A 23,672-nucleotide genomic window follows, 5' to 3' on the forward strand; every position below is an offset into this window, starting at 1 on the left:
CACGTGAATCCATGGGAGCGAACACCACGAACGGCCGAACCGAACCCTACTGTCTCGTCTAAGTTTTCACCACTGGGCCAACACTGCTAGACATGTCGACGCAGCTTTCACGCACTCAAACGTCAGGAGCTTCAGCGGATGAACAACGACACGGTGGGACCAAAGTCCGACGACGATTCCGGGGCTGAACTGATCGGCTCCAACACCATCCCACCGAGGGGCCCGGAGCGCGAAACCAAGGGGGCGGCCGCTTTTCTCCGAAGCCGTAGAACGGCAGTCGCGATCACCGCAACGACGCTGGTAGTGGGCGGTTTCGTGGCATGGCTCGGGTACACGGCATACGAGGCGAAAGACAACCTGGAGGCGGCTCGCGACCACGCACAGTCGGCGAAGAGCGCTCTCCTGGCCGGAGATACGGGAGTCGCAGAGTCTGCCGCGGCGGAAGCCGATCGCGAAGCATCGGCCGCATACGACAACACCCATTCACTCCCCTGGAACATCACCGCCGCAATTCCCGTCATCGGGTCGCCGTTCGAGTCGACGCGCCAGATGACCGAGGTCGTTCAGGGGCTTACGCGTGACGTTCTCGGCCCTGCCGTGACTACCGGAACTTCACTCGCACCAACGGAATTGGTGCAGCCCGGTGGGCGCTTGGCACTCGCACCGTTACGCGAAGCGGAACCGAAACTGGCCGAAACAGCTATCGCCGCGGAATTGCTGTCGTCGCAGGCACAGGAAGTTCCCGAATCGAAGTACCTGGGCCGAGTTAACGATGCCAGAGCAGAATTACAGTCGCAGACAAGCGAACTGGCTACCCTCCTGACGAACACCGCCACCGCGGCGCGCATCGCACCGGCGATGCTCGGCACCGACGGACCGCGCAACTACTTCATCGGTTTCCAGACCAATGCGGAAGCGCGAGGAACCGGCGGCCTGTTGGGTGGATACGGCATCGTCCGAGTCGACAACGGCGCCGCTCGGGTGGACACACTCTCCCCCAACTCCGAACTAACACTGGACAATCAACCGATAGACCTTGGTCCTGACTTCAACCAGCTGTACGGAAACAGTCGACCGACCACCGATTTTCGCAACAGCAACCTCAGCTCGCACTTTCCGTACGCAGCGCAGATCTGGCAGTCCCTGTGGTCACAGGAGTCCGGGGGTGAGCTGGTCGACGGCGCGATAGCGACCGATCCGATAGCACTGAGTTACCTCCTCGCGGCGGTGGGACCAGTAGAGATGCCGGACGGAGAGTCGGTAACGGCCGACAACGTCGTTGAGTTGACCGAGTCGACCGCGTACGCACGCTTTCCCTCCGACAACAAGGCACGAAAGCAGTATCTGCAGACAATCGCGGCCCGTGTCGTGGCGAAGATGACCGGGAACATCAAGTCGCCGAGCGCATTACTGGAGGCTCTCGGCAGAGGTGTCAGCGAGGGCAGAATCGCAGTGTGGAGCTCTCACCCCGACGAACAATCGGTTCTTGCCGACACCGTCCTCGGGCACACCATTCCCGATGATGCCGCTCCGTACGCCGGTGTGGTGATCAACAACCAAGCCGGCAACAAGCTCGACTACTACCTCACACGAGAAATCGACTACACAGCCCAGACGTGCACCGGCGACACCCGAAAGACAACGGTCACCGTTCGACTGACCAACAACGCGCCCGACGCCGACCTGACCGAATATGTCAGCGGGATCGTCGACAACCCCGGACGACTGCCCAATGGCACCAATGTGGCTGCAGTCACTCTGCTTGCGACAGCCGGCGCCAAACTCGATGCCGTCTCCGTGGGTGGACAGATTTCGTTTGCCGTCAACGGAACCGAACAGGGTCACCCGGCCTACATGACCAGGGCCGTCATTCCGCGAGGCCAGACGGTTGAGCTGAAGTTCGATCTGACCGAGCCCACAGCCGAGGGCGAAGCTCGCGTACCGGTCCAGCCGCTTGTCGACGACCCGAAGATTACCGTCGACGTTCCTAGCTGCTGAGCTTGTCCGGCAAACGTCGACGAGGCCCCTGGCATGTCGCCGTTTGTCGGACTCGTGAACTTTCAGCAGATTTGAAACTTTGGCGAAGGCTAGCCTATGCTTCCTGACGCGCCTGGAACCGGCCGTCGGCTGCGATCCGTCGGAGTCTCACTCCTCGGCGCATCGACAACGGAAGGTTCCCCATGCGATACGCCCGTGTGCGCTCACTTCGCCGAACTGTGGCGCTGAGTGGATTGGTCATTGCCGCCCTGGTAATCGGCGGATGCAGTAACAACGACACCGCAACCGAATCGAGCAGCAGCGACTTCGAAACCGTCACCATCGAAAGTGCGCTCGGAAACGCCGTCATCACCGAAAAGCCCGAGCGAATCGTGACTCTCGGCATGGGGTCGGCAGAGACCGTAATCGCGCTCGGCACGATCCCCGTCGGCGTCGAAAAGTACGCATGGGGCAGCGACGACACCGGGTATCTGCCGTGGGTCCACGAAGCGGTCACGAAGCAAGGTGGCGAACTGCCAGAGCAGTTCACCGGCGGAACCGATCTCAACATCGAGGCGATCATCGCTCTCGAACCCGACCTGATCCTCGCCCCCTGGTCCGGCATCACTCAGCAGCAGTTCGACTCACTCAACGCGTTCGCGCCGACCGTCGCCTACGCCGAGAGCCCCTGGACCATCACGTGGGAAGACCAGATCAACGTCATCGGCAAAGCCATGGGCGAATCCGAGAAGGCGACAGCCGAAATCGACAAGATCAAGTCGCAGTTCGCGGAATCGACTGCAGCACATCCGAACTACGCCGACGTCAGCTTCTCCTTCATCTACAACACGGGCCCAGGAACCCTCGGCGTCTTTTTCGCCGAAGAGCAGCGTGTGGCCATGGTCCGCGCACTTGGCCTGCAGGTGGATCCCGTCGTCTACACCTTGACGGAATCTGAAGGAACAGACTCCGCCGTCATCGGCCTCGAGAACGCAAACCTCCTCGACAAGTCCGACCTGCTCTTCACCTTCTACTCGGACCCGGCCAACCGGGCCGAGATCGAAGCGCAGCCCGCTTACCAGGCAATCCCCGCTGTGGCTCGGGGAACTGTCATCGCTCCGACCGAACAGCCCTTCGTCACCGGTTCCTCGATGATCAACCCTCTGACCGTGCCCTGGTCGCTCGAGCGCTACGTGCCGATGATCGACGAGGCAATCGCGAAGCTGAACAAGTGATGTAGATCAGCATCGTGCGATCGAGAAACCCGCGTCCTATTCGGACGCGGGTTTCTTGCCGTCGCGTTCAGCTTTGAATCGCATCCACTCACTGCTCAGCATGCGATTGTCGATGATCCACCCCATGTAATCGCGCATGTTGAGCACACGAATGTACGCGGGACCGTTGGGGTTTGCGTACTGCAGGGCCTCGGTCGCAAGCTTGCGTTGATTCTCGAGATATACGTGCTCTGTTTCGAGGAATCCGCCCCACACGTCGGAATCCATGACGTAGTAGTGAGTCCGATCCCGAGGCTTGCGCGTGAGCTTGACGAACCCCCGGTCGATCAACCGACGAATGTAGGTGGACACCGATCCGCGACTTGCTCCGAGTGCCTGCGCCAACTCTTCGGCGCTGACCCCTGGCGACTCGCTGATCAACAGATAGCCCGCAATACGTCCTTCGATGCGGGCCCCACCGCCGGACTGCCAGTACACGGAGAACTGGTCGATGAACCAGGTGGAGAAATCGTCACCGCGAGCAGGGCTGGCATCGCCCATTCGTTGAGCCTCCGACGTCTCTGGGTACGAACAATTCGCCACTATTGTGCCAGCACCACCGTCACCGAGCCGAAATCACCAGCCCTGGAGTGGTTGCGATGAACTCGAGCTGTTCGATTGTCAAAGGCGACGCCGATGTGGAGCCAGCCGATGTCACGAACTGGGTCACCACTACTGTTTCGCCGGAGGGGTGAACAACCCGGACCGTGTCATCGCCCGAGCCATCGGGATCGACCAGGCGAGTCACGGTGGTGGAGCCTGGCAACGTCAGTGTCTCACCCGGTTCCGGCACAGCGGTACCAACTGATATTTCGACATCGCTGCTGCCGTCCGCTGTTGAGGCGACGATCCGCTCGCACACTCCTCCCTGTCCGTAATCATCTGGAACCAACGAACCGAGCGGGCGCTCCAAAGTGACGCCTGCCGCGCCGAGATCCTTCCAACGTGCATCGAGCAACTGATTCAGTCGGTCGATATCCATGCGCGACGCAGGTGGACCGGCATTCACAGAATCGGTGTAGCAGGATGCCATCGGCGGCGGCGTCGAGTCTGGAACCGGCGCAGTCACCGCAAGCCCCGGCGCGGTCGCTAACGCGATCAGTTCGTCCATCGTCAAGAGCGGGGAAGCATCCGACGAAGTTCCGGTCGACGTGTCGACGCTGGCAACAACCCGGGATCCATCACCGAGATACGCGACGACTCCGCGCTCGCCCCCGACTTCCGAACCGTCTGTGTCTTCGAAATCGGCTCTGTCCTCGAAATCGGCGATGTCGAGCACTGTTCCGTTTTCGAGATGCTCCCGCCGATCCACCAGACCCTCCAAGCACGGCGGCACCGGCTGATCCCATGCACGCACCTGAACCGAGATATCCGCAGTCCGCCCGACGCGAGTCAAGGTTCCCTTCGCCGACGTAGAACCGCTGAACTCGATCGGGTCGACCCCGTCAGGAAACGAGGCACCCCGGTAATTCTGGATCGGCGCAAACTCGAGCGATTTCGATGGACTCGCAAATGCAACGTCGACATCGGAAGGCAGCGATTCGAGTAGTGCGTCGCTCATGGCGGTGGCCTTCGGTCCCGAGAACCATGGATAGTCCGGGTCGTCATAGCCGGGCTCACCGGCAAAACCGTAGTTGATACGCACCGGCGGACCCGGCGATGCCACCGAATCGCAGCCGGGAATCGACGCGCCCGTGTCTTCGTTCGTCACCGCCGCGACAACAGTTCCCAAGGCGACGATCGAGACGATCACCAGCCCGTCACGCCAGGTCCATTGCTCGCGGCGACGGTTCGACTCGTGTGCGGTGCGCCCAGACATTTCTCGATCATTGCCTACCACAACAACTACGTCGCTATCCGACATACCCGCTGAGGTCGTAGATCGTGGAATTTCCCACCGTTGTCGACGTGAAATTCGCTTCGACCCATTCCTGGATGGCACTCGACGTGCTGTCCCCGCTTTGGCCCTCTCGCTGGCTTCCGCCCTGGCCACCGGCAATGTAGTAGTGAATTTTTCCGTCTGCCACGTACTGGATGAATTGATCCAATGTCGGTGCGGGATCGGAACTCCAACCGCCGATCGCCATCACCGCGGTATTGCTGGCCAACTCGTAGGTTGCTGCGCTTTGCGAGCCGTTGGTCGCGGCCGACCACGTGGTGCCCGCATTGACCAGCATTGCCGTCAACTCGGAAGTACTTTCGCTGCCGCTACTCAGTTCTTGCCCGTTCGACGCCGGATTTACAGTCGCGTCAGAAGAATTCGGCGGAGCGTCACCGTTTTGCAGCTCTGGGCCCCCACCCATACCTCCTCCCCCGCCGATTCCGGAGTCGGACACGGCGCCGGTCGGTCCGGCCGTCGGGATGGACCCACCGTGCGCTGTTGCGGCAGTGGCAATCGCGTAAGACGCAGAACCGGTTATCCCTGCCAACGATCCAAGAATCAATCCAGCGACAGCGAGCTTGCGAAATCGATCCTTGGCTCCCACGAGAACCAGGATCGCGCCGACGACAGTGCCTACCAACAGAATCCACTTCAGCATCGGCAGCCAGTCGGCATTGCGGTGCAACAACACCCAACTCCAGATTCCTGCGGCCAGCATCGTCGCAGCCAAGCCGCAACGTCCGATCCAACGGGCACGGACCAACCACAGAGCGTATCCACCGGTCCCGATCATCCCCGCGACGGCGGGCGCCAGCGCAACTGTGTAATAGGGGTGGATCGTGCCGGACATGTAGCTGAAGATCAGGCCGATAACGAGAAACCAGCCACCCCAAAGGATCAACGACGCACGGACAAGATCTGTGCGCGGTGCGCGTCCCCGAGCGAGCAGTCCGAACACCACTGCGATCAGTGCCGCAGGTATCAGCCAGGAAATCTGGATACCCATCTCGCTGCCGAACAGCCGTTCGAGTCCGGCACTTCCCCCGAAGCTCGAACCTGCACTGCCACCGGCCATTCCGCCACCGCCACCGGTGCTCCCGAAAAGTCGACCCAATCCGTTGTATCCCAGTACCAAGTCCATGACGCTGTTGTTGGTCGATCCGCCGATGTACGGGCAAGAATCAGCGGGCCACAGCCACACTGCCAACACCCACCACCCAGCCGATATGACAACGGACGCAGCACCGATCACCAGGTGGACCAGGCGAGTCCGCAAGCGCACCTGTCCGGCGATCAAATACGCGGCACCGAATGCAGGCAACACCATCAGCCCTTGCAGCATCTTGGTGAGAAAGGCAAACCCCAGCGCTACTCCTGCGAGCGCCACCCACATCGCGGCTCGACGACCGATCGCCGTGCCCATAGCCCGAATCACGAAGTAGCCCGCAAGAGTCATGAGCAGAACCAACAGTGCATCAGGATTGTCGAACTTGAACATCAGGGCGGCAGCGGGCGTAGCTGCCAAAACAGCTCCCGCCACCAAACCCGCAGCGGGCGACGCCACTCGTTTGACGGCCGCGTATACGAGCGCTACTGATCCGACGCCCATCAATGCCTGCGGAACTAGAAGACTGGCACTCGAGAATCCGAAGATTCGTCCGGACACACCCATGACCCACAATGAAGCGGGCGGTTTGTCGACAGTGATGAAATTCGAGGTATCGAGGGAACCGAAGAACCACGCTTTCCAATTCTGGGAGCCGGCCTGCGCCGCTGCAGCGTAGAAGGTGTTGGCGTAGCCACTCGCGGTCAGATTCCACAAATACAGGACTGCCGTTGCTGCCAACAGGATCGTCAGCGCCAATCCTGTACTGCGCGTGCGGAACCACGACGGCGAGGGCTCCGCGCGATGGGCAGTTGGTGCCGGCCGCTGACGCGGGGCCGGATGCAGAACGGCGGTCATCAGGAAGTCCCTTCACGAGTTACTGTCCTGCCAACGATCGCGTCTCCAACCCTGGCGGCACTGGGAGCCGCCTGGAAAGTTGCTGTGAATGGATCAGGTCAGGGAGCGCTCGAACAGCACGACGCTGAACCAACCGTTGTCGGCATCGTCTCCGAAGTCACGACGCCCTACCTCGGCGAAACCCGCGTCTCGGTAATAGCGGCGCAACCGCACGTTGGTTTCTACACAATCGAGCCGCAGGTACTGCGCGTTCTCCTGCGCGGACCGTCGATGGGCCCAGACGAGTAAGCGTTCGCCCAACGAGGTGCCCGAGAATTCTCGATCGATAACCAATCCGTGCACGTAGCCGGCAGGCTCGTTCGAATCGGGCCAGACCACAGGGTCCGACCAGATCAACCGCAGGGCACCGACAATCCTCGACTGCTCCCGGTCTCGCGCAACAAAGAACTCCCCTCTCGAAATCTGCTCCCCGACCTGCTCGACAGACACTTCACGCGGGCGCCACTGGATGATTCCGCGTTCTGCCAACCAGTCTTCTGCCGCGTGCCGCAGCGCCAGAATCTCCGGCCCATCGGTCTCGACCGCTTGCACAACGTCGACAACCATATGACCTCCCCCATATCTGCAGCCGTTCACAACAACACGGCCTCCAGGCCCCAACCCGGGTGTATCTCCGAGTTGAAGCCTATCGGCGTGAAGTTGTGCGCCTGAACGGGTGTCACCACTCAGTCAGGTTTTGAATGTGGTGTTGGCCGGTCGCGGGTGCTGGCCGGGGTCGATCGAGGGCGGCGGGATGAACCACGGTTTGTTGTCGGCGCCTATTCGGATCGCCCATTTCCCGACGAACCCTGATTTGCGGTGCATCAGTCGGTGATGTGAACGGCACAGCAGCACCAGGTTGTTCATCACCGTCGGGCCACCGTTCGCCCAGTGCCGGATGTGGTGCGCATCAGTCCAGGCGGGCACGCATGTGCAGCCGGGGAACGCGCAGCCTCTGTCGCGGGCAATCAACGCAGTCCGTTGTTCGGCGGTGACCAACCTCTTTCCTGGTTTCGCATCCAAGGGCGCGCCGTGATCGTCGAGCAGAACGGTCGACAGGAAACAATCACACCCGAGGAGTCTGGTCTGCGACACCGACAGCGGGCCCAGCCACGGCATGTGCCCGACATCGAGATCAGACACAGCCACTCCACCACCATCAGTTGGTGTGGCGGCGCAGTCCCGATGCTCCGCCAGATCCCGAGCGTTGATGTGCACGTTCACGTGCGGACGCTGACCACCATCCGTGCCGGTCTTCGCGCAGTCCAGATACCGGCGGATCAGTTCCGTGAACCCGTCCGCGGTCCGCTTCGCCGCCGACCGAGAATCCGGCGTCCCATCCGGTGCCTGGGTCGGCATCGTCAGACTCGACAACGCCGACAACAACATCTCACCGGTGAGGGCGTCGAAATCACCGCGCACCACCACCCGGCCATTGAGCGTCGACGCGATCCGCAACTCGTTGAGATCGACATCCTCGGCGGGCGGGATCTCATCCGATTCGAACAACCGCTCCAACGTCGCGATCACGTTCCGCACCTTCGTCGTCGTCGCCTCCACACCCGACGCAGCAGCCAACAACAAATCGATGCACTTCGGTAGCGCCTCCTCCGGCATCCCCTTCGGCGGTGACTCACAGAACGCCACGATCAACACGGCATGCTCGAACGAGCAATCCCCGCCATCGAACCGAGCAGCCACCGCCGGAAACGGCCGCAAAGCCGCACCCAACGCGGCGATCTTCTTCCCGTCCCGAACCTGCAGCATCGTGTTAGCCGCCAACCACGCACCCACCCCGCGACTGGCAATCACCTGATCATCCGGCCGCAACGACAACTCGTCCACCACCGCCACACGCACCGCCTCGAGGCGCAGAATCTCCGCACTCGCCTCGACAGCAGCAGCGCGCAACTCGGCAGCAGACAACCGCCACAACCGTCCGCGCAACCCCACCGCAGAACCAGACACCACATCCGACAACAAGACACTCATTGAATCCCCCGATCCCCTCCCCAAATCATACTCGAACACCCGTTCGAGTCAAGAGTGGTAGACCTCGAGCGCCCGCGCTACCGATTCGTCACCCGCAGGTAGCAACGGCAGTCGCACATTGGGAGTCGGAATCTGTCCCAACGCATGCAATACGCCCTTGATCACAGTCGGGTTCGGTTCGGAAAACAGAGCTCCGGACAGCTTCGACAAACTCCGCCCGAGGTCACGGGCGCCGTCCACATCGCCACTGTCCCAAGCTTTTACCAAGCGGACGAACTCAGCGGTCGACACATGAGCGGACGCCAAGATGCCACCGGCCGCACCCAAGGCCAGAAGAGGCGCGAGAAACAGATCATCCCCCGCCAGTACGGCGAAGTCGCCTGGAAGATCCGCGAAGAGTTCGACGGCAGCTGCGTCGATACCGCCCGCGGCATACTTCACACCAACAACCCCGGGCAAAGTACCCACCTCCTGCAAAGTGCCGCTGTCCAGATCGCACGCAGTCCGGTACGGCACGTGATAGACGATCAGCGACACTGGGCTCGACGACTGCAGATGCGCGAAATGCGCCACCACACCGGCTTTCGACGGCCTCGTGAAGGAGGGAACCGGCACCAACGCCGCCGAGACCTCAGGCCACCGAGCCAGCCTCCCGAGCGCCTGCGCACTGCCCGCCGTGTCGTTACTGCCCGCGCCGACGATCAACGTCGCACCTCTCGCACGGCACACATTCGCACAAATATCCAGAACGGTCACTCTCTCCTGTTCGGTGAGTGTTGCGGCTTCCGCTGTAGTCCCCAGCGCAACGAGTCCGACCGCACCCTCGGAGAGGACCTGGTGCGCAAGCTGTTCGAGTGCATCGGTTGCAATACGACCGTCGCTCTCGAAGGGCGTGATCAGTGGAACATGGATTCCGGCCAGGTCAACTCGAGTCGTAGTCATAGAACTCAGCCTCACCGAACAAACCTTGTAGGTCTAGTTCGCATTTCCATCGTCGAGCGTAAGCTGAGCTGATGCTCGATGTTCGCCGACTGAAGCTCTTGCGCGAACTAGCGCTGCGCGGAACCATCGTTGCCGTTGCCGAGGCGCTGTCGTTCAGTCCCTCCGCGGTGTCGCAGCAGTTGGCCGTCCTCGAACGTGAAGCCGGCGTGCCGCTGCTGGAACGAACAGGCCGTCGCGTCCGACTCACACCCGCCGGTGAGAACCTCGCACGTCATGCCGAAGCCATCCTGCAACGCCTGGAGCAGGCGTCAGGTGAATTGGTCGACGCACGTCGTGGACTGGCGGGGCCGCTGCGCATCGGAACGTTCCCGACCGCGGCACGGGCGATCCTCCCGGCGGCATTGATCGCCCTGTCTCGCGAGCATCCCGGGTTGGAACCGATGGTTTCGGAGATCGACCCGGCGGACGTCGCCGACGACCTACGAGCTGGGACTCTGGACTTGGCATTGATTCACGACTACGACTTCGTCCCTCGCCCCACCGAACCGGGCCTGACGACATTGCCGCTGTGCAGCGAAGCCGTGTACCTCGCTTCGAGTGACATCGAGTCAGATCCCCACGACGCTGTCGCATCACTGACCGACTGCGTAGAACGTCCCTGGATTACCGCAATTCCCGGAACTGCTTGTCATGCAATGACTATTCGCGCATGCCAGGCAGCTGGATTCACCCCGAAAGTGCGACACCACATCGACGAGTTCGCCACCGTTCTCGCCCTCGTCGCTGCGGGACAGGGTGTTTCGCTGGTTCCTGAACTCGGAGCAATCCATCCGCCGCTAGGTGTGCGCCTGACGCCGATGCCCATTCGACGAAGGACCAAGATTGCACACCGAGCGGGCTCCGACGCTCACCCGGCGGTCGCAACCGTGACAAACGCGCTTCGCTCGGCCGTCCCGCAACTGCTGGACGCCGAGCAATAGCGACACCTACATGTCGAGCCCGAGGTCGAGGACCGTCACCGAGTGCGTCAAGGCACCGACAGCGAGGTAGTCGACGCCGGTTCGGGCGTACTCTGCGGCAACGTCGATGGTGAGACCACCGGATGACTCGAGTTTGGTTTCTGGAGCAACAGCGTCTCGGCGCTGGACCGCGATCTGCGTCTGCCACAGCGGGAAGTTGTCCAGCAGAACAAGTTCCACGTTCTCCGCCAGCACCTGATCGAGCTGAGTGAGGTTGTCGACCTCAACTTCGCACTCGATGTCCGGGGCGAGCTCACGGACCGCACGAAGTGCTGCGACCACCGAACCGGCAGCAGCAACATGGTTGTCCTTGATCAACGCCGCGTCGCCCAATCCCATACGGTGGTTGACGCCTCCGCCCACGTGGACTGCATATTTCTGCAGAGAACGCAGTCCGGGCAGCGTCTTTCGGCTGTCCCGCACTTTGGCATGAGTGCCGGCAATGGCGTCGACCCACTGTGATGTCGCCGTGGCGATTCCCGAGAGATGGCAGACGAGGTTGAGCATCGTGCGCTCTGCCGTGAGAAGTCCGCGGGTGGGCGCGACAACGGTGAGCACCGATTGACCTGGCGCAACCCGAGTTCCGTCGGCCACCCGATCAACGACCTCGTAGTTACCCGCGCCGATCACCTCGTCGAGAACAAGCAGTCCGACGTCGATGCCGGCGACAGTACCCGAGGAGCGTGAGACGACCGACGCCTTCGCGACCGCATCGGCGGGAACCGTTGCGGTAGAAGTGATGTCGGGGCCATAGCGCAGATCCTCGTCCAGAGCGAGCCTGACCAATGTGAGCAGCTCGTCACGGTCGAGCGGCGCGTGCAGGATCTTCTGCTCGGTCATCAATGAACTCCTGTCAACAACATGTCGGGTATTTCGAGCGCTCCATCGGCACCCATCTTGATCCGAGTGCTGCGACGCTGATTCGGATCTGTTTCAGGATAGTCGGTGCGGGTATGGCAGCCACGGCTCTCGGTTCGCGCCACGGCCACGTCGACCAATGCAGTCGCGGTCAACGTGAGCGCCGCGTCTTCGAGGTCCGGAGCAGCCACCGCCACTGTCTGTTCGGCGTCGGCAAGCGCGGCTCGCGCAATCTGGAGACCGCCTCCGTCGCGAACCACCGACGCGTGTGCCGTCATGACGGACTGCACGGTCTCTCGCGGCAGAATCGGCATCGGCTTGCGCACCACGTTGACCACTTCGGCATGAACCTCGCGACGCTCGGCAGCTGCGATTCCTGCACGCTCCCCGACTACCAAACCCTCGAGAAGGCTGTTGGACGCAAGACGATTCGCGCCGTGCAATCCCGTGCGAGCCACTTCGCCTGCTGCGTAGAGACCAGGCACTCCCGTTCGTCCATGGACGTCGGTGGCGACTCCGCCGCACGAATAGTGCGCGGCCGGAGCGACCGGAATTAATTGGGTGCGTGGATCGATGCCCGCTCCGAGGCAGGACGCCGTGATGGTCGGGAATCTCGAATCGAAACCGTCGAGCTTGCGAGCGTCGAGATAGACGTGATCAGTGCCGAGATCGCGTAGGCGTGCTGCGATTGCCCTCGAGACCACGTCACGCGGGGCGAGATCACCCAGCGGATGAACACCTGCGGTGACCGAATCACCGTTGGTGTCGACAAGAATCGCGCCCTCGCCGCGGACCGCCTCACTGATCAGGGGTCGGCGGCCTACCCCGCCCGGAGTGAAGAGCACCGTCGGATGGAACTGAACGAACTCCAGGTCCGCAATCGCCGCACCGGCTTCGAGTGCCAACGCGATTCCGTCGGCAGTCGCTCCGGGCGGATTTGTGCTGCAGGCATACAGCTGACCGAGTCCGCCGGTAGCGAGCAGCACCGCGGGCGCATGGATCACTCCGAGGCCTTCCGGCGAGGAGACGATGAGTCCGCACACCCCACGCCGGTTGGTCACCACCTGGACTGCCGCTGCACCGAACAGAACGGGGAGCCCGGCAGCATTGAGAGCCCGCTGCACTTCCGCGCCAGTGGCGTCGCCGCCGGCATGGATGATCCGACGCGTGCTGTGCCCACCCTCGCGGGTGCGCGACACCTCGCCGTCTCGCCCGCGATCGAAGACCGCTCCCAACGCGGCCAGCGCAGCAACAGCGTCGTGACCAGCTTCGACGATGGAATAGACAGCTTCCTCGTCGCACAAACCGACGCCGGCCTCACACGTATCCGAAACGTGCGACTCGACGGAATCGGTATTCAGATCGTCGACGACCGCGATGCCGCCCTGCGCGTACTGAGTCGCGGTGTCCGTCGGACCGCCCTTGCTGACCGTGAGTACTTTCAGTCCCCGCAGAGAAGCGGTGCGCGCAGCGGTGAGGCCCGCGACACCGCCTCCCACGACGACCAGGTCGGCATGAGCCTCCCAGGCGAAACGCCCGGCAGGGCTGGTCACTCGCCGCCGCCCGGATTACCGATCTCGATCATGCGCTGCACCGACTTCTGTGCACGCTTGGCCATCTCGAGATCGACGTGGACCTCGTCCTTGCCCTCGAGAAGGCAACGAAGCAACGCGGCAGGCGTGATCATCTTCATGTACGGGCACGACGCGCGGTCGTTGACGGCCTGGAAATCGACGTCGGGCGCTGCCTTGCGCAACTGGTGCAGCATCCCGATCTCGGTCGCGACCAGAACCTGCTTGCTCTTGGTGACGCGGGCAGCGTCGAGCATTCCGCCGGTGGAGAGAATCTTGACCTTGTCCGCGGGGACCGCGCCTTCACCTGCTAGGTACAGAGCCGAAGTAGCGCAACCACATTCAGGGTGCACGAACAGCTCGGCGTCCGGGTGCGACTTGGACTTGGCCGTCAGCTCGTCACCGTTGATGCCGGCGTGCACGTGGCACTCACCAGCCCAGATCTGCATGTTGGTACGGCCCGTCACGCGCTTGACGTGAGCTCCCAGGAACTGGTCCGGCAGGAACAGAACCTCGCGGTCGGGATCGATCGAGTTGACCACGTCGACCGCATTGGACGAGGTGCAGCAGATGTCGGTGAGACCCTTCACCTCTGCGGTTGTGTTCACGTACGACACCACCAGGGCGTTCGGGTTGTCGGCCTTCCACTCACGAAGCTGCTCGGCATTGATCGAGTCGGCCAGAGAGCAGCCGGCTCGCTCGTCCGGGATCAGCACGGTCTTGGACGGCGACAGGATCTTCGCGGTCTCGGCCATGAAGTGCACACCGCAGAAGACAATCGTGTCCTCGGGCGCCTCGGCAGCGATTCGCGACAGCGCCAGGGAGTCACCGACATGATCGGCGACGTCCTGAATCGCAGGCAGCTGGTAGTTGTGCGCAAGAATCGTCGCGCCGCGTTCGCGAGCCAGACGTTTGATCTCAGCGGCCCACTCGGGGGTCGCTTCGACTCCGTTGTATCCGCCGGGGCCGTCGTGAATCTGCGAGGCCGATCCCTCCCATAACGTCGTGGTCGTCATGGCGTTCTCCTTCACCGTGAACCCGGGCTCGTCACCCAGTTCAAATCCGGACGGGCTGGCCCGGATTTCCGTATTCGAGGTTTTCGACTTAGGATCGAAAACGTGCCCAATAGTAACACCACCCACGAAGTGCTTGCAGCGGTGTTCCAAGTTCGCACCTTCCCCGCAAGCATCGCCGCAGGTGACGGCGATCACTGCCCGCAAGGTCGTGAAGAGTTGGCCGTGCTGCTGTGGCAGCGTGCACTCAACCCACAGAAGGGCACGTGGTCCCTGCCCGGGGGCACTCTGCGCGACGACGAGGACCTGACGACCTCCGCTCGACGACTCCTCGCCGAGAAGGTCGACCTACGAAAGGTCGCCCACCTCGAACAGCTCTCCGTCTTCAGTGATCCACAGCGCGTGCCGGGTCCGCGCCGCATCGCGTCGACCTTCCTCGGACTCGTTCCCCTCAGCGCCGACCCACAACTGCCACCGGACACGGCCTGGCACCCCGTTTCGAAGTTGCCGGAGATGTCGTTCGACCACGGAACCGTCGTACGGCACGCGCGCAATCGACTTGCCGCGAAACTCTCGTACACCAACATCGCATTCGGGCTGGCCCCGGAAGAGTTCGCGATGTCGACACTGCGCGAAATCTACTGCGCTGCCCTCGGTTACCAGGTCGATGCCACCAATTTGCAACGCGTGCTGGGGCGTCGAGGCGTTCTGACTCCCACCGGCAACACCGCACCGTCCGGCAAGTCGGGTGGACGTCCACCCGCCCTGTACCGTTTCACCGACTCCACCTTGCGGGTCACCGACGAATTCGCCGCACTACGGCCGCCAAGCTGACACCGATCGCACTGTCAGGCAACAGCTTCGAGACTTCCGCGCTGCAACCACACCGAGGTCACGGCGCCGGCCGGATCGATGACCCGGTTGATTACACCGAACCGAGTCGTCACCCGATCGAGAATCCGATCGGCCTGCCAACGATCCGTCGGATCGGCGACAATCGCAAAGAAGCGATGGGCAGGTTTTCCCGCCATGACGCGAACCAATTCGGTGACCGTCCGCGCCGTGACTGCCACGCTCCAACCAGCGTCGAGAAACTCGGCGGCCGTGCGCGCACCGTGCTCGAATCCGATGTCCGTGACAAGTACAACTCCCCTGTTGGCGGCGTTCTCTGAAACACTCATTGCCGAACCTCCACTCGGAATCAATCTTCTTGACTCCTATGTAAGTCCGCAATCTTGTGCTTCCCTTGTGCTGGTTCTGTGAGAACTCTGGGGAATTGCGCGCCCCACCTCAGACAGCCCTGGAAAGGCCCGCCCAGAAGACCGTCGAGGCCGCGTTCACCACCTCGCCCACCGGCACGTCGCCCAACATTCCGCCCGCAGCAAGCGTCGCGACGCCGTGGAACGTCGCAAAGGCAACCAGCGCAATACTTTCCGGATCACCGGCGGCAATGTCACCTGCGGCCTGAGCTTCCGAAACGAGCCGGACGGTCAGGTCCATCGTCGCGTGCCCCGCGTTGACGACAGTTTCGGCGGCGCCCGGCGCATGCTTGTTGCTGTACATCAGAGAGAGCAGGCCCGGATGCTCCAGCGCAAAATCCACGTAGGCATTGGCGAGCGAGGAGAACCGGGCCCTCGCGGTCGGTGGAGCATCCGCGACTGCCCGCTCGAGCGCACCGGTCATCCGATGGAATCCACTTTCGGCCAAGGCATCGAGCAAAGCCTGGCGATCACGAAAGTGCTTGCCCGGAGCCGCGTGGCTCACGCCCGCCTCACGCGCGAGTTGCCTCAGCGACAACTTGTCGACGCCATCTCGTTCGAGTGTTGCTTCGGCCGACGCCAGGAGTTCCTGTCGCAGGCTGCCGTGATGATACGGCTGTTCGTGGGCGGGCATGGTGGCACCATATCAAAATGTTGTCATTGACAACTATGGTGTCAGTGCCTACATTTGGGATCACCCGAACCGAAGGAGCCACCATGGCCATCGACGTAGCCGGAACCACCGTCCTCATCACCGGAGCCAGCGCTGGGCTCGGAGTGGAATTCGCTCATCGCTTTGCCGCTCGCGGCGCAAACCTGGTTCTGGTCGCCAGGCGGGCCGACCGCCTCGAGGCACTCGCCACCGAACTCCGTGGCGCCCACGGCATCATCGTGACAGTCCTGCCCGCCGACCTGGCCGCACCCGGCGTCGGTGCATCGCTGCACCAGGAGCTGACAAACCGTGGCATCACCGTCGACTCGCTGATCAACAACGCCGGATTCGGAACACACGGGGCATTCGTGGACGAAGATCTCGAGCGCGTCACGTCCGAGATTCAGCTCAACATCGCCACGCTGGTCGAGCTGACACACACATTCCTGCCCGACCTTCTCACCGGCCGCGGAGCACTGGTCAACGTCGCCAGCACAGCGTCGTTCCAGCCGACACCGGGCATGGCCGTCTACGGCGCGTCCAAGGCGTTTGTACTCAACTTCACCGAAGCACTCTGGGCCGAAGCTCGCGGCAGCGGATTGACTGTATTGGCGGTGTGCCCCGGTCCGACGCGCACCGAGTTCTTCGACGTAGTCGGCTCCGAAGACGCGGCGGTCGGGCGAATGCAGACGGCAACTCAGGTGGTGGACACCGCTTTCCGAGCACTGGATCGACGCTACGCGCCGCCGACCGTCGTATCGGGACTGCCGAACTGGGTGTCCTCGATCAGCACTCGCTTCGCAACCCGCCGGTTGGGCGCGCTGATTTCCGGGCGACTGTTGGGTGACGTGCGAATGAAAGCCGAAACCAAGCGTTCGTCGACCTCGCCGGCGTAGCGACGCAACAGTTACGGAAGTTTCGGCTGGCTTTCGACTTCGGCCTGTTCGGTGTCGGTGGCCGGATCCCCAGATTCCGGATCCCCGGATTCCGGGTGGTCCCCCACCCCGAGGTCGTCGTACGGATTGAGCACTGCAAGAACCAATGTCACGACGCACGCCGCGAGCGGCTGAAACAGAAGCACGAGCAAAGTTCCGACGTTCGGGGCCCGCGCGATGATCTCCCCGACCGCCGGATTGTCGGCCGTGGGGAAACGCAGTTTTGTCACGCCCGAACCCACGAGTGCCATCAGTCCGGTACCTGCCACTGAACCGACTATCAACCCGCCCAGGGCATAAGGACCTCGACTCAGGCGTGCCAACCAGGCCGCCACCGCCGACAGCACACCGACGATCAGTGCCAGCCAGATGAACACGGCGCTCGCGTCGAACTGATGAAGGCTCTCACCCGTCAACGCGACGCCGCGCCCCTCGGACACCACCAACAGGTGCTCGGCCGGAGCCAAGAACGCCCACAGCACACCGACGAGCACGCTCACGCCCGCAATGGTTGCGGCGATCACGATCGCGGTGCGCAGACGAATCTGCCGAAGAGAGATCACACAGAGTGACGCTACCTGCGGGCGACGTCGATCGAGTCGACGACACCGTGTCGGGAGCATTTCGCCCACCATCCGTCAGGGCTGACCTGAACGATCATGCGGCGCCCGCACTGCTCGCAGAAGCGAGGAGGCTCGAGCCCCATCGACGCCGCAGGCGGCGTCGGATCGTCGACGCCGTCGACGATCCGACGCCCGGTGAACGGGTTGTACCGCTCCTCGGTCACCGGAGTGCTCACAGAGTGTCGTTCAGTGCTTTGATCGGCATCTGCAGATCCACCAACAAATCCAGATCCTTCTCGGCGGGACGTCCGAGGGTCGTCAGATAGTTGCCGACGATCACGGCGTTGATTCCGCCGAGGATGCCCTGCTTGGCACCCAGGTCGCCGAGAGTGATCTCGCGTCCACCCGCGAAGCGCAAGATCGTGCGAGGCAGCGCGAGACGGAAAGCGGCCACGGACTTGAGCGCCTCGCTGGCGGGCAGCACGTCCAGATCACCGAACGGCGTACCCGGACGCGGGTTGAGGAAGTTGAGCGGGACCTCGTCCGGCTCCAGTTCAGCCAGGTTGGCCGCGAATTCTGCGCGCTGCTCCAGCGATTCACCCATGCCGAGGATTCCGCCGCAGCACACTTCCATGCCTGCTTCACGAACCATCCGAAGCGTGTTCCACCGCTCTTCCCACGAGTGCGTGGTCACGACGTTCGGGAAATGCGACTTCGAAGTTTCCAAGTTGTGGTTGTACCGGTGCACACCCATGGCGGCCAGTTGGTCGACCTGCTCCTGGGTGAGCATGCCGAGCGAGCAGGCGATCTGGATGTCGACCTCGTTGCGGATCGCCTCGATGCCTGCGGCAACCTGAGCGAGCAACCGGGCGTCGGGTCCGCGGACGGCGGCCACGATGCAGAACTCGGTAGCACCCGACTTCGCAGTCTGCTTGGCAGCTTCCACCAAGCTCGGGATGTCCAACCACGCCGCGCGAACCGGCGACTGGAAGAGTCCGGACTGCGAGCAGAAATGGCAGTCCTCAGGGCAGCCGCCCGTCTTCAGGCTGATGATGCCCTCGACCTCGACCTCCGGTCCACACCACTTCATACGCACATCGTGGGCGAGAGCCAGCAGGTCTTCGAGCCTGTCGTCGTCGAGTCGGAGTACGTCGAGCACCTGGCTTTCGGTCAGGCCAACTCCTCTTTCGAGAACTTGCTCGCGCGCCTGGTCGAGGATGTCGACCGTCGCAGGGGCCGTGCTAATCGGGGGCGGGGTCACAGACGTCTCCTTCGAAACCAGCAAAATTGAACACCGTACAAGTTGAACGGTGTTCACGTTAGAGACGTGGTGGAATACTGTCAAAGGCGGGTCCGATCGACATTCGATCGAAAGCGCTCCACAGCGGGACGAAACGAGGGGAACAACAAGTGCAGTTGCGACGCGGCGACGTGCTGGACGGCGCCATGGCGATACTCGACGAGTTCGGACTTGCCGACCTCACGATGCGCAGGCTCGCAACCTCACTAGGCGTCCAACCCGGCGCCCTGTACTGGCACTTCCCGAACAAGCAGACCTTGCTCGGCGCGGTCGTCGACAAGATCCTCGAAGACCTCGACGCCCCCGTCGACGCAGACACGTGGCAAGAGGCGTATTCCGAACTGGCACACAGACTTCGGTCTGCCCTACTGGCGCACCGCGATGGCGCCGAGTTGGTCAGCGCCACCTTCGCTTCGCGGATGACGAACAGCAAGGTGCGCGAGCATTTCGTACAAGCCGGGCAAGAATCCGGTCTCTCACGCGAGCACGCCCAACTCGCGGCGTACGCCCTGCTGTATTACGTACTCGGCCATACCGTGGACGAGCAGTCCCGAGCGCAGATGGAAGAAATGGGGGCACTTACCCGAGCACCCATTTCCCCCGACTCCCCCGAGGTGATCGGCGGCGGTTCCGACGAGGACCTCCTCGACGGCGATCCGACAGTGCGCTTCCAGTTCGGCCTGGACCTGTTCATCGACGGCATTCGCACTCGCCTGAATTCGATCCCCGATTCAACGCCCATCGAATCGGCTCTACGACACTCCTGACAGTCGGAGTACTGCAGTAGTGCCGGCCGCGACAATCACCACGACCACCAACGGCGCCTTGAACCAGGCGCAGATGCCTCCGGCCACCACGCCGAGCATCCGCGCCGGCCCCGCAACGTCATGCCCGGTGAAGACCGTCGATGTCACAACCACTGCGAGCAGCAGCACCACGACAGCACGATCGAGGGTTTTCTCGGCAAAAACCGAAAGCTTCACCCGAGCGCGGAGCAGAACGCCACTTGCCCGCAAAGCGTAAGAACCGCAAGCGAACACGACGATACCGATCCAGACCGACGCGGTATTCATCGAACCTTCTCCCGGAACGGTATCGTCACCGCGATACTCAGCAGCGCAACGAGCGGCGCGGTACCGGGCGGCAGGAACGGCGACGCGGCCACCGCGACTGCTGCACCGATCAGGGCGGCAAGCAGCGTCACCTTTTCCTTCAGCGCAGGCAAGACAAGGGCCAGAATGACAACCGGAAACGCGGCATCCAATCCCAACGCGACGGGGTCTCGGACGACTCTGCCGAGCAGCCCGCCCAGGAGAGCTCCGATCGGCCACGACACCGCGATCCCGATCCCACAGAACCAGAAGGCCGCACGCTTCTGCTTCACCGAGCCCTGCGCCATGGCAACCGCGACGCTTTCGTCGTTGACCAGGTGCGCGCCGACCAACTTGCGCCAGCCCGAGCCCCTGCGCCAGCCTGAATCCGTGTGGCGAGCCTCGCCGAGAAAAGATCCCGCTGCCAATCCGTAGGCGAAGTTTCGGGAGTTGATCAGCAAGCCGGCTATAACTGCAGCGACGGCGCCGCCTCCGGCCGCGATGATTCCGATGAACAAGAACTCCGAAGACGCTCCCAGAACGAGTACAGCCAACGCCAAAAGCTGCCACAACGAGAATCCAGCCGATCCTGCCGTCACACCGTAGGACACACCGACGATGGCCACGGAGAGACAGATCAGCACGCTCACCCGAACCGTGTCTCGATCAACTGTTCGCCATAAAGAACGCATGTATTCTATGTTGAACGAAGTGACACCGTTCGTCAAGTAGAACGATCGATCGGAGAATCGAACGATGCCCAGTAATGAAACGGATACAGCGGAGACTCCTCAGAAACTGGTCGCCGTCGCACTCAAACGCGAACGTGCCCGAGCAGGCTTGAGCCTTTCGGAGGTCGCCCGGCGCGCCGATATCGCCAAGTCCACACTCTCCCAACTCGAATCCGGACTCGGAAATCCGAGCCTCGAAACTCTGTGGGCACTCGGAAACGCATTGGGTGTGCCGTTCTCACAACTCGTCGACTCTCAGGCACAGACCGTTCAGTTGATTCGAGCCGGAGAAGGTCCCGCGATTGCGTCGGCAAACGCGTCGTACATCGCGACGCTCTTGGCGCCGAGCCCACCGAACGCACGACGCGATCTGTATCGGATAGTCGCCGAACCGGGCGAGCCGCGTATTTCCACTCCGCATGCACGCGGCACCACCGAACACGTCGTGATCGGCACCGGACGGGCGGAGGTCGGGCCCACTGCAAATCCGATCGAACTCGGACCGGGCGATTACCTTGCTTATCCCGGCGACGAGGAGCACATCTTTCGGGCGCTCGAACCAGGGACGACAGCGATCTTGGTGTCGGAACACACCTGAGCCGCGATGAGTTTCGCCGCTGCGGGAAGTCTGTATCTGGGAGGTGACGTGGCCAGAGCCTCGATTGCCGACGACAGTAACGACCGACAGCAGGAGGACCCATGTCCGGATCCAGCATCAGCAGCATTTTGCTCTCGAGCACCGACCCCGAACGCTTGCGCGACTGGTACGCCGAGGCGTTCGCCCCGAAGGTCGACCGGACTCCCGGCGAACCCGGCTACGACGTGCTCGACTTCAACGGTTTCTACGTGATGCTCGACAGACGCGACGACGTCGGCGAGACCAACCCCCAGCCGGGTCGCATGTTCCTCAACGTCGAAACCGACGACGCCCGGTCGATCGCACAGCGCATCGATGCGCTCGGCGGAAAATGGCACGCTCCACTCGAAGACCGCGGGGGCAGTTTGTTCGCCACTGCGATCGACCCCGACGGAAACTACGTTCAGATCATCGAGTTCAGCGAGGAAGCCAGGGCCGAGATGGAATCCGGAATGACGGATTCCCAAACCACCTAGTCCGGCAACCGCTGGGAACGGAGATAGTCATGCTTACAGACACGAAAGCATTCAGCGGATTTTCGGTGACAGACATCGACTCTGCAAAGAAGTTCTACGGCGAAACACTCGGGTTGAAGGTAACCGACGGAGACATGGGACTGATTCGCCTACATCTTGCCGGCGGAACCGAGATCCTCGTTTATCCGAAGCCGAATCACGAAGCGGCGACCTACACGATTCTCAACTTCGTCGTCGACGACATCGACACAACCGTCGACCAACTGACCGCACGTGGCGTGGAGTTTCTCAAATACGACGGATTCCCCCAGGATGCGCGAGGCATCATGCGTGGCAACGGCCCCGACATCGCGTGGTTCACCGATCCCGCCGGCAATGTTCTGTCGGTGATCAAGGAGTCCTGACGCGCTTAACCGCTGAACAGCCGCGACTGCCGCTGTTCAGCGGTGTCGGTGTTGGAGCGTTCTGCTGCCGCAGTTTCACGCTCGGCAGCCAGTTGCTCGGCGCTTTTTGCGTCGACAACGGGCTCCGACGCGCTGAGGTCGGAAAACAAGCCACTGCTCGATTCGTTCACATGCCACCCTTTTGCCTGGTCATCGTTGCCGCGCGCAGATAAACCTGCGTTAGAGATCGGTCGATGGCTACTCAATTACTGCCGCCCGTACGGCGCCGACAAGACGCCGATGACTCAGCAGTTCTTCACCCAGTGTTGCACGCCTGTGTTTTCCACGAGAAATTCGGTCCAGACGGGTTGTCATCGCCCGCACGGCGGAGCAATGTGAAAGATGAGCGCGGAGCAGGTCGGCAGCACTTTCGTCGGACACCTGGCCCCTCAATTCACCGCACAATTTTTGGAGGAATCATGTTGGGAATTGCTTTGGGCCTCGGCAGCGCCGCTGTCGGAATCGGCCTCGGACTGCTCGGCGCAGGAGCGGGAATTCTGCTGAGCGACAAGACCGTCAAAACCGCACGACGTGAACTCACCGCCTGACGAGGGCGAGCGCACTGAATTTTTGGGCACTCGGGTCGGTATTCGGGTGAACGCCGCGATGCGACACCCCGCGCAGTGGGTGTTCGCACGGGCCGCGCATCGACGTGGCGTGCATACCGGCGTAGATGTTCCGACGAGCGCGCAGGACGTGCTCGACCGGTTGACGGCACTCCGAATAAGTACGTGGAGTTACGGATTCGACCACAAGTCGGTCCGTCACCTGGGTCCGATGGCGCAAGACTTTGCGGCGATTTTCGGCTTGGGATCCAACGCCCGCCGGATCTCCGCCGTCGACGCGAACGGCGTCTGCATGGCGAGCATCCAAGCGTTGAACCGCAAAATCAGTGCCCTCGAGACAGAAGTCAGCGCGCTCGAGAAGGACGTGAACAGACTGAGACGGGAAACGGGAGACACGAGCACGACTCGGAATGCATTGGAAACAAACAACAATCACATATCCACACCGCTCGACGAATTCGGTGGATCCACCGGTCTGTAGTTTGTTCG

At 62.3% G+C, this 23,672-nt stretch carries 28 protein-coding genes; 11 read left to right on the forward strand and 17 right to left on the reverse strand.

What is annotated here, in order from left to right:
- The first annotated feature begins 138 nt into the window (after positions 1–138).
- Both P0M12_RS28830 and P0M12_RS28835 read left to right on the forward strand, forming a co-directional pair.
- Positions 139–1,998 carry a DUF4012 domain-containing protein gene (locus P0M12_RS28830; RefSeq protein WP_214927638.1) on the forward strand — a complete coding sequence of 620 codons (1,860 nt, stop codon included), beginning with the start codon at positions 139–141 and terminating at the stop codon, positions 1,996–1,998.
- Positions 1,999–2,180: 182 nt separating this feature from the next.
- Positions 2,181–3,212 carry an iron-siderophore ABC transporter substrate-binding protein gene (locus P0M12_RS28835; protein WP_007732282.1) on the forward strand — a complete coding sequence of 344 codons (1,032 nt, stop codon included), beginning with the start codon at positions 2,181–2,183 and terminating at the stop codon, positions 3,210–3,212.
- Positions 3,213–3,248: 36 nt separating this feature from the next.
- Here the strand turns inward: P0M12_RS28835 and P0M12_RS28840 are convergent, their stop codons facing one another.
- The 6 genes from P0M12_RS28840 to P0M12_RS28865 form a co-directional block, all read right to left on the reverse strand.
- Positions 3,249–3,752: a MarR family transcriptional regulator gene (locus P0M12_RS28840; protein WP_003942377.1), complete on the reverse strand. Its 504-nt coding sequence runs from the start codon at positions 3,750–3,752 to the stop codon at positions 3,249–3,251.
- 61 nt (positions 3,753–3,813) lie between these two features.
- Positions 3,814–5,070 carry a hypothetical protein gene (locus P0M12_RS28845; protein WP_042925087.1) on the reverse strand — a complete coding sequence of 419 codons (1,257 nt, stop codon included), beginning with the start codon at positions 5,068–5,070 and terminating at the stop codon, positions 3,814–3,816.
- A 34-nt stretch (positions 5,071–5,104) separates the two neighbouring features.
- Positions 5,105–7,096: a glycosyltransferase family 39 protein gene (locus tag P0M12_RS28850; RefSeq protein ID WP_277377187.1), complete on the reverse strand. Its 1,992-nt coding sequence runs from the start codon at positions 7,094–7,096 to the stop codon at positions 5,105–5,107.
- Positions 7,097–7,189: 93 nt separating this feature from the next.
- The gene (locus tag P0M12_RS28855) at positions 7,190–7,702 is read right to left on the reverse strand and encodes a GNAT family N-acetyltransferase (protein ID WP_277377188.1); all 513 of its coding nucleotides are present in this window, start codon (positions 7,700–7,702) and stop codon (positions 7,190–7,192) included.
- 123 nt (positions 7,703–7,825) lie between these two features.
- On the reverse strand, positions 7,826–9,127 hold the full coding sequence (locus P0M12_RS28860) for an HNH endonuclease signature motif containing protein (protein WP_277377189.1): 1,302 nt from the start codon (positions 9,125–9,127) through the stop codon (positions 7,826–7,828).
- A gap of 48 nt (positions 9,128–9,175) precedes the next feature.
- Positions 9,176–10,069: a dihydrodipicolinate synthase family protein gene (locus P0M12_RS28865; protein WP_277377191.1), complete on the reverse strand. Its 894-nt coding sequence runs from the start codon at positions 10,067–10,069 to the stop codon at positions 9,176–9,178.
- A 71-nt stretch (positions 10,070–10,140) separates the two neighbouring features.
- On the opposite strand from P0M12_RS28865, the gene P0M12_RS28870 reads away from it, so the two are divergent.
- Entirely contained in the window at positions 10,141–11,049 is a 909-nt protein-coding gene (locus P0M12_RS28870) for a LysR substrate-binding domain-containing protein (RefSeq protein ID WP_030537090.1), read from the forward strand.
- A gap of 6 nt (positions 11,050–11,055) precedes the next feature.
- Here P0M12_RS28870 and nadC read toward each other — a convergent pair whose 3' ends face one another.
- The 3 genes from nadC to nadA are packed head-to-tail and all read right to left on the reverse strand — an operon-like array spanning position 11,056 to position 14,533.
- Entirely contained in the window at positions 11,056–11,928 is an 873-nt protein-coding gene (gene nadC / locus P0M12_RS28875; RefSeq protein ID WP_030537091.1) for a carboxylating nicotinate-nucleotide diphosphorylase, read from the reverse strand.
- A complete protein-coding gene (locus tag P0M12_RS28880; RefSeq protein ID WP_030537092.1) occupies positions 11,928–13,499 on the reverse strand; it encodes an L-aspartate oxidase in 1,572 nt (523 codons plus the stop codon). Before P0M12_RS28880 ends, nadC begins: the two co-directional genes overlap by 1 nt.
- Positions 13,496–14,533 (reverse strand): quinolinate synthase NadA, encoded by a 1,038-nt coding sequence (gene nadA, locus P0M12_RS28885; RefSeq protein ID WP_003941702.1) that lies wholly within the window; start codon positions 14,531–14,533, stop codon positions 13,496–13,498. The genes P0M12_RS28880 and nadA overlap by 4 nt, the downstream gene beginning before the upstream one ends.
- Positions 14,534–14,635: 102 nt before the next feature.
- Here nadA and P0M12_RS28890 point away from each other — a divergent pair, with 102 nt between their 5' ends.
- A complete protein-coding gene (locus P0M12_RS28890) occupies positions 14,636–15,364 on the forward strand; it encodes an NUDIX domain-containing protein (RefSeq protein WP_007733069.1) in 729 nt (242 codons plus the stop codon).
- Positions 15,365–15,378: 14 nt separating this feature from the next.
- Here the strand turns inward: P0M12_RS28890 and P0M12_RS28895 are convergent, their stop codons facing one another.
- Together P0M12_RS28895 and P0M12_RS28900 are read right to left on the reverse strand one after the other, a co-directional pair.
- Positions 15,379–15,711: a short-chain dehydrogenase gene (locus P0M12_RS28895; protein WP_030537093.1), complete on the reverse strand. Its 333-nt coding sequence runs from the start codon at positions 15,709–15,711 to the stop codon at positions 15,379–15,381.
- A gap of 109 nt (positions 15,712–15,820) precedes the next feature.
- On the reverse strand, positions 15,821–16,423 hold the full coding sequence (locus tag P0M12_RS28900) for a TetR/AcrR family transcriptional regulator (RefSeq protein ID WP_007733070.1): 603 nt from the start codon (positions 16,421–16,423) through the stop codon (positions 15,821–15,823).
- 83 nt (positions 16,424–16,506) lie between these two features.
- Between P0M12_RS28900 and P0M12_RS28905 the strand changes: the two genes are divergently transcribed.
- Positions 16,507–17,337: an SDR family oxidoreductase gene (locus tag P0M12_RS28905; protein WP_037126834.1), complete on the forward strand. Its 831-nt coding sequence runs from the start codon at positions 16,507–16,509 to the stop codon at positions 17,335–17,337.
- 11 nt (positions 17,338–17,348) lie between these two features.
- On the opposite strand, the gene P0M12_RS28910 is transcribed toward P0M12_RS28905, so the two are convergent.
- Genes P0M12_RS28910 through bioB form a run of 3 tightly spaced genes read right to left on the reverse strand, consistent with a single transcriptional unit; the run spans position 17,349 to position 19,185 of the window.
- Complete coding sequence (locus tag P0M12_RS28910; RefSeq protein ID WP_007733080.1) at positions 17,349–17,939, reverse strand: DUF2567 domain-containing protein; 591 nt, start codon at positions 17,937–17,939, stop codon at positions 17,349–17,351.
- An 11-nt stretch (positions 17,940–17,950) separates the two neighbouring features.
- Positions 17,951–18,175 (reverse strand): hypothetical protein, encoded by a 225-nt coding sequence (locus tag P0M12_RS28915; RefSeq protein ID WP_030537095.1) that lies wholly within the window; start codon positions 18,173–18,175, stop codon positions 17,951–17,953.
- Complete coding sequence (bioB, locus tag P0M12_RS28920; protein ID WP_024487821.1) at positions 18,172–19,185, reverse strand: biotin synthase BioB; 1,014 nt, start codon at positions 19,183–19,185, stop codon at positions 18,172–18,174. The genes P0M12_RS28915 and bioB overlap by 4 nt, the downstream gene beginning before the upstream one ends.
- A gap of 164 nt (positions 19,186–19,349) precedes the next feature.
- On the opposite strand from bioB, the gene P0M12_RS28925 reads away from it, so the two are divergent.
- Positions 19,350–20,006, forward strand: coding sequence for a TetR/AcrR family transcriptional regulator C-terminal domain-containing protein (locus P0M12_RS28925; protein WP_007733086.1), 657 nt, complete (start codon positions 19,350–19,352; stop codon positions 20,004–20,006).
- Here P0M12_RS28925 and P0M12_RS28930 read toward each other — a convergent pair.
- Positions 19,992–20,312: an AzlD domain-containing protein gene (locus P0M12_RS28930; protein ID WP_030537096.1), complete on the reverse strand. Its 321-nt coding sequence runs from the start codon at positions 20,310–20,312 to the stop codon at positions 19,992–19,994. The genes P0M12_RS28925 and P0M12_RS28930 overlap by 15 nt on opposite strands.
- A complete protein-coding gene (locus P0M12_RS28935; RefSeq protein ID WP_218680125.1) occupies positions 20,309–21,022 on the reverse strand; it encodes an AzlC family ABC transporter permease in 714 nt (237 codons plus the stop codon). Before P0M12_RS28935 ends, P0M12_RS28930 begins: the two co-directional genes overlap by 4 nt.
- A 64-nt stretch (positions 21,023–21,086) precedes the next feature.
- Between P0M12_RS28935 and P0M12_RS28940 the strand changes: the two genes are divergently transcribed.
- The 3 genes from P0M12_RS28940 (at position 21,087) to P0M12_RS28950 (ending at position 22,578) form a co-directional block, all read left to right on the forward strand.
- Complete coding sequence (locus tag P0M12_RS28940; protein ID WP_030537098.1) at positions 21,087–21,659, forward strand: XRE family transcriptional regulator; 573 nt, start codon at positions 21,087–21,089, stop codon at positions 21,657–21,659.
- 101 nt (positions 21,660–21,760) lie between these two features.
- Positions 21,761–22,174, forward strand: a complete 414-nt coding sequence (locus P0M12_RS28945; protein ID WP_030537099.1) for a VOC family protein — start codon at positions 21,761–21,763, stop codon at positions 22,172–22,174.
- A gap of 29 nt (positions 22,175–22,203) precedes the next feature.
- Positions 22,204–22,578 carry a VOC family protein gene (locus tag P0M12_RS28950; protein WP_030537100.1) on the forward strand — a complete coding sequence of 125 codons (375 nt, stop codon included), beginning with the start codon at positions 22,204–22,206 and terminating at the stop codon, positions 22,576–22,578.
- A 5-nt stretch (positions 22,579–22,583) separates the two neighbouring features.
- Here the strand turns inward: P0M12_RS28950 and P0M12_RS28955 are convergent, their stop codons facing one another.
- Positions 22,584–22,748 (reverse strand): hypothetical protein, encoded by a 165-nt coding sequence (locus tag P0M12_RS28955; protein ID WP_180279628.1) that lies wholly within the window; start codon positions 22,746–22,748, stop codon positions 22,584–22,586.
- A gap of 288 nt (positions 22,749–23,036) precedes the next feature.
- On the opposite strand from P0M12_RS28955, the gene P0M12_RS28960 reads away from it, so the two are divergent.
- Both P0M12_RS28960 and P0M12_RS28965 read left to right on the forward strand, forming a co-directional pair.
- Positions 23,037–23,165 carry a hypothetical protein gene (locus tag P0M12_RS28960; RefSeq protein WP_003941742.1) on the forward strand — a complete coding sequence of 43 codons (129 nt, stop codon included), beginning with the start codon at positions 23,037–23,039 and terminating at the stop codon, positions 23,163–23,165.
- Entirely contained in the window at positions 23,149–23,664 is a 516-nt protein-coding gene (locus tag P0M12_RS28965) for a tail fiber domain-containing protein (protein ID WP_030537101.1), read from the forward strand. The genes P0M12_RS28960 and P0M12_RS28965 overlap by 17 nt, the downstream gene beginning before the upstream one ends.
- The last annotated feature ends 8 nt before the right edge of the window (positions 23,665–23,672 follow it).

The sequence above is a fragment of the Rhodococcus sp. RCBS9 genome (genome assembly GCF_029457415.1).
Classification (GTDB): Bacteria; Actinomycetota; Actinomycetes; order Mycobacteriales; family Mycobacteriaceae; genus Rhodococcus_F; species Rhodococcus_F qingshengii.

What these genes read in the sequence shown, in the direction of transcription:
- P0M12_RS28830 (WP_214927638.1), top strand. Translation starts at nt 139, where the DNA reads ATGAACAACGACACGGTGGGACCAAAGTCCGACGACGATTCCGGGGCT.
- P0M12_RS28835 (WP_007732282.1), top strand. Translation starts at nt 2,181, where the DNA reads ATGCGATACGCCCGTGTGCGCTCACTTCGCCGAACTGTGGCGCTGAGT.
- P0M12_RS28840 (WP_003942377.1), bottom strand. Translation starts at nt 3,752, where the DNA reads ATGGGCGATGCCAGCCCTGCTCGCGGTGACGATTTCTCCACCTGGTTC.
- P0M12_RS28845 (WP_042925087.1), bottom strand. Translation starts at nt 5,070, where the DNA reads ATGTCTGGGCGCACCGCACACGAGTCGAACCGTCGCCGCGAGCAATGG.
- P0M12_RS28850 (WP_277377187.1), bottom strand. Translation starts at nt 7,096, where the DNA reads ATGACCGCCGTTCTGCATCCGGCCCCGCGTCAGCGGCCGGCACCAACT.
- P0M12_RS28855 (WP_277377188.1), bottom strand. Translation starts at nt 7,702, where the DNA reads ATGGTTGTCGACGTTGTGCAAGCGGTCGAGACCGATGGGCCGGAGATT.
- P0M12_RS28860 (WP_277377189.1), bottom strand. Translation starts at nt 9,127, where the DNA reads ATGAGTGTCTTGTTGTCGGATGTGGTGTCTGGTTCTGCGGTGGGGTTG.
- P0M12_RS28865 (WP_277377191.1), bottom strand. Translation starts at nt 10,069, where the DNA reads ATGACTACGACTCGAGTTGACCTGGCCGGAATCCATGTTCCACTGATC.
- P0M12_RS28870 (WP_030537090.1), top strand. Translation starts at nt 10,141, where the DNA reads ATGCTCGATGTTCGCCGACTGAAGCTCTTGCGCGAACTAGCGCTGCGC.
- nadC (WP_030537091.1), bottom strand. Translation starts at nt 11,928, where the DNA reads ATGACCGAGCAGAAGATCCTGCACGCGCCGCTCGACCGTGACGAGCTG.
- nadA (WP_003941702.1), bottom strand. Translation starts at nt 14,533, where the DNA reads ATGACGACCACGACGTTATGGGAGGGATCGGCCTCGCAGATTCACGAC.
- P0M12_RS28895 (WP_030537093.1), bottom strand. Translation starts at nt 15,711, where the DNA reads ATGAGTGTTTCAGAGAACGCCGCCAACAGGGGAGTTGTACTTGTCACG.
- P0M12_RS28900 (WP_007733070.1), bottom strand. Translation starts at nt 16,423, where the DNA reads ATGCCCGCCCACGAACAGCCGTATCATCACGGCAGCCTGCGACAGGAA.
- P0M12_RS28905 (WP_037126834.1), top strand. Translation starts at nt 16,507, where the DNA reads ATGGCCATCGACGTAGCCGGAACCACCGTCCTCATCACCGGAGCCAGC.
- P0M12_RS28930 (WP_030537096.1), bottom strand. Translation starts at nt 20,312, where the DNA reads ATGAATACCGCGTCGGTCTGGATCGGTATCGTCGTGTTCGCTTGCGGT.
- P0M12_RS28935 (WP_218680125.1), bottom strand. Translation starts at nt 21,022, where the DNA reads ATGCGTTCTTTATGGCGAACAGTTGATCGAGACACGGTTCGGGTGAGC.
- P0M12_RS28940 (WP_030537098.1), top strand. Translation starts at nt 21,087, where the DNA reads ATGCCCAGTAATGAAACGGATACAGCGGAGACTCCTCAGAAACTGGTC.
- P0M12_RS28945 (WP_030537099.1), top strand. Translation starts at nt 21,761, where the DNA reads ATGTCCGGATCCAGCATCAGCAGCATTTTGCTCTCGAGCACCGACCCC.
- P0M12_RS28950 (WP_030537100.1), top strand. Translation starts at nt 22,204, where the DNA reads ATGCTTACAGACACGAAAGCATTCAGCGGATTTTCGGTGACAGACATC.
- P0M12_RS28960 (WP_003941742.1), top strand. Translation starts at nt 23,037, where the DNA reads ATGTTGGGAATTGCTTTGGGCCTCGGCAGCGCCGCTGTCGGAATCGGC.